The organism is Nocardia farcinica (genome assembly GCF_029867845.1).
In the GTDB taxonomy this organism is placed as follows: Bacteria; Actinomycetota; Actinomycetes; order Mycobacteriales; family Mycobacteriaceae; genus Nocardia; species Nocardia farcinica_A.
Map to the genome: position 1 here is coordinate 1 of NZ_JARWRU010000588.1, position 3811 is coordinate 3811.

Sequence of the window (3811 nt, forward strand, 5' to 3'; positions counted from 1 at the left end):
ACCCCCCGGGCGTCGCCCGGGGCGGGGGGCCCCACCCGGCCGGGGGGGCCCCACCCGGGGGCGGCTAGGGGGGCGTGGGTGGCGCGCGCCACCCGCTTGGTCGGGCGCGCGTCCGGGTCGGGGTCGAGCAGCGCGAGCAGGAAGTCGGTGGCCGGGCCCGCGTTGCGCGGCTGGCTGACCTGCCCGTTGGCGGCGGCGTAGAGCACCGCGAGCGGGTTGGCGCTGGCCCCGTAGGGCGGCTCGCCCTCGAGCGCGTGGAACAGCGTCGCGCCGAGGGAGAACACGTCGGCAGCCGGGGTGGGGTCCGAGCCGCGGGCGACTTCGGGCGCGAGGTAGGCGGCGGTGCCGCAGATCAGGCCGGTCTCGGTGAGGGTGGCGTCGCCCGCGGCGCGGGAGATGCCGAAGTCGGTGATCTTGACCGTGCCGTGATCGTCGAGCAGCACGTTGCCCGGCTTGACGTCGCGGTGCACGATGCCCGCGTTGTGGGCGGCGATCAGCGCGGAGGCGACCTGCTCGCCGATGCGGGCGACCTGGGTCAGCGGCAGGGTGCCCTGGGCGGCGAGCACCGCGGCCAGGCTGCGCGACTGCAGGTATTCCATGACCAGGCAGGGGTCGCCGTCGTGCTCGGTGATGTCGAACACCACGATGGCGTTGGGGTGCTGGAAGCGGGCGGCGTTGCGCGCCTCGCGGATCGCCCGCTGGCGCATGATGTCGCGCTCGGCCTCGGGCAGGCTCGGCTTGATCTGTATCTGCTTGATCGCCACGGAACGTCGCAAGCGCTCGTCGGTGGCACGCCAGACCACGCCTGTGCCGCCGCTACCAATCCGCTCGACCAGGCGGTAATGCTCCGCGATCAACTGACCGGTATCGATGGCGCCTACTCCGAACCTTCTCGAAATCGTGACATCCCACATGTTGACCGCAGGTACGGCCCGCCGACGAGTGTAGCGGGCCGTGGGACTTCGGCACGCGTCAGCCGGTGTCTGCGCGACCGCCGAAAATGGCCCGGCTCCGGCGACGTGGAAGGATAGCCGATCGCTACCGTGGCGCGCGCAGCATCCGGCCCGCCGCGGCCACCGCGGGCGCCGAACTGCCCGCGTCGGCGGCGAACACCGCGAAGGCGAGATCGTCGGCGATTCCGACGAACCAGCCGTGCGCGTGGGTGTCGTCGATGTACTCCGCGGTGCCGGTCTTGCCGAGCACACCGGGAATGTCGGCCAGCTCGGTGGCAGTGCCGCTGGTCACAGTCTCGCGCATCATGGTCCGCAGCTGTGCGGCCACCTCGGCGGGCAACGGTTCGGGCTGCCGGTCGACCACGCCGGGGCGTCCGGCGACCACCGAGGGCAGGGGCGGCGCGCCCGCCGCGACCGAGGCCGCGACCAGCGCCATGCCGAACGGCGATGCGGTCACCGCGCCCTGCCCGATGGCCGCCTCCACCCGGGCGGCGGGCGTCTGCGCGGGCGGCACCGAGCCGGTCACGGTGGTCAGGCCCGGCGTCACGTAGTCCAGACCGAGGCCGAGGCGAGCGGCGGCGGCGGTGAGCCCGTCGGCGGGCAGCCGCACGCCGAGCAGCCCCATGGTGGTGTTGCAGGAGCGCGCGAAGGCGGTGTGCAGCGGCACCTCGCCGAGATCGAAGCCGCCGTCGTTGGGAATGCGCCTGCCCTCGATGGTGGCCACGCCGGGGCAGGGCAGGACGGTGTCGACGGTCGCTTCGCCCGCCTCGATGGCCGCCGAGGCGGTCACGGTCTTGAAGGTCGAGCCGGGCGGATACAGCCCGGTCAGCGCGATCGGTCCCGCGGCGTCGGCCGCGGCGTTCTGCGCGATGGCCACCAGTTCGCCGGTGGACGGACGGATCGCCACGATGGCGGCGGGGTCCGGCAGCGGGGCGAGCGCGTCCTCGGCCGCGCGCTGCAGCCCGGGGTCGAGGGTGGTGACGATGTCGGCGGTCGGCCTCGGCTCCTGCCCCGCGATCCGTTCGGTGCCCTCCGGGGTGCGCACCCGCACCGCCCAGCCCGCGGCCTCGTCGGACTCCTGTTGCCAGAGCTCGGCCAGCCCCGACAGGACCGGTGAGGCCAGCGCCTTGTCCACGGTCAGCAGGCGGGTCTGCGCAGCGAGATCGACCCCGGGGAGCGCGGCCAGCTGTTCCTGGATGGGCGCGATGTCCTCGGCGCGCAGCGTGATGGCGGTGACCGACGCGGCTTTCCCGGTGCCGCCCGTCTCGGCACCGCCTGTCTCAGCACCGCTCTTCTCAGCGATGTCGGCGCGCAGGCTCTCGGCGGTGATGCCCGGCGCGAGCGGGGACAGCAGGGCGGCGACCGCCGCGGTGTCGGCCTCGGCGGAGACGTTCACCAGGGTGACGATCTGCTCGGTCATCAACGTGCCGCCCGCGGCGTCGAGCACCCGGGCGGGCGCGGATCGGGCGAGTCCGAACTCCAGCGTGCCCTTGTCCAGGCCGGGGGCGAGCGTCGCGGGATTCCATCGGATGAGCGGGTCGTCGCCGCCGGTGGTGGTTCCGGTGGTGGTGTAGGTCCATTCGTCGCCCGCCGGGCCGAGCTTCCAGGTGGCGGCGAGGGTGAAGTCGTCGCCGTCGGTCCCGCGCACCTCGTAGTCGACTTCCCCACCCAGTCCGTCGAAGAGCCCGTTCAAGGTGGCCGTGGCCTGTTCCGGATCGTCGGTCAGCGCGGCGGCGGCCGCCACGTCGCCGTCGTCGAGGGCGTCGGCGAACTGTCCCGCGACGGTCTCCGGCTGATCCGGCCCCGAACTACAGGAGGCGAGGGCGAGCACGGGTGCGGCGAACAGGACGGCGAGTTTGCTCCGGTTGGTACGCACCCGGCCGACGGTACTGGAGGCGGACCGGCCCGACGCCGCACTCGACATCGCCAGTTCCGGCCGTTGCATCGTTTTTGCATCGTTTGTGCGGTACTCTTCTCGCCAAGGGACGTCCTCAGGAGGCAAACGATGCGTACGGTGCGCGGCAGAACAGATCGAGTGGTGGTCGTGGGAGCGGGCCTGTCCGGACTCGCGGCGGCGCTGCACCTGGCCGGGCGCGGCCGGGCGGTGGTGGTCGTCGAACGCGACGCGCATCCCGGCGGCCGGGCGGGCAGGCTCGACGTGGACGGCTACCGGCTCGACACCGGCCCGACCGTGCTGACCATGCGCGACATCCTCGACGAGACCTTCGCCGCGGTCGGCGACAGCCTCGACGCCAGGCTCGACCTGCTGCCGCTGCACCCCGCCTACGACGCCCGCTTCGCCGACGGCTCGCGCCTGGCCGTGCACAGCGACGCCGACGCCATGTACGACGAGGTGCGCCGGTTCTCCGGCGTCGCGGAGGCCGAACGCTATCTGCGCCTGCGGGATTGGCTCGGGCAGCTCTACCGGGCCGAGTACGACGGCTTCATCGCGGCCAACTTCGACTCCCCCCTGTCAGCGCTCACTCCTTCGCTCGCCCGGGTCGCCGCGCTGGGCGGCTTCCGCTCGGTCGACGCCAAGATCTCGCAACACCTGCAGGACGAGCGGCTGCGGCGGGTGTTCAGCTTCCAGTCCCTGTACGCGGGCGTCGCCCCGCAGCGCGCCCTCGCCGTCTACGCCGTGATCGCCTACATGGACACCATCGCGGGCGTCTACTTCCCCAAGGGTGGCGTGCGCGCCGTCCCCGACGCCCTGGCCGCCGCCGCGACCGATGCCGGGGTCGAATTCCGCTACAACAGCCCGGTGTCCGAGCTGGAACGCTCGGGCTCCCGCGTCACCGCCGTACGCACCGCCGACGGCGAACGGTTTCCCTGCGATTCGGTGGTCCTCACCACCGAGC

The 3811-nt window shown here is 73.1% G+C and carries 3 protein-coding genes; 1 reads left to right on the plus strand and 2 read right to left on the minus strand.

All coding sequences use genetic code 11. The annotated features are described in order from the left end of the window. Both QH283_RS12835 and QH283_RS12840 read right to left on the minus strand, forming a co-directional pair. A partial coding sequence (locus QH283_RS12835) for a serine/threonine-protein kinase (RefSeq protein WP_432420721.1) occupies positions 1-857 on the minus strand: 857 nt, incomplete at its 3' end. A gap of 181 nt (positions 858-1038) precedes the next feature. Then, positions 1039-2829 (minus strand): penicillin-binding transpeptidase domain-containing protein, encoded by a 1791-nt coding sequence (locus QH283_RS12840; protein WP_280503232.1) that lies wholly within the window; start codon positions 2827-2829, stop codon positions 1039-1041. Positions 2830-2958: 129 nt separating this feature from the next. Here QH283_RS12840 and crtI point away from each other — a divergent pair. Next, on the plus strand, positions 2959-3811 hold an 853-nt coding region (gene crtI / locus QH283_RS12845), incomplete at its 3' end, for a phytoene desaturase family protein (protein ID WP_280503233.1).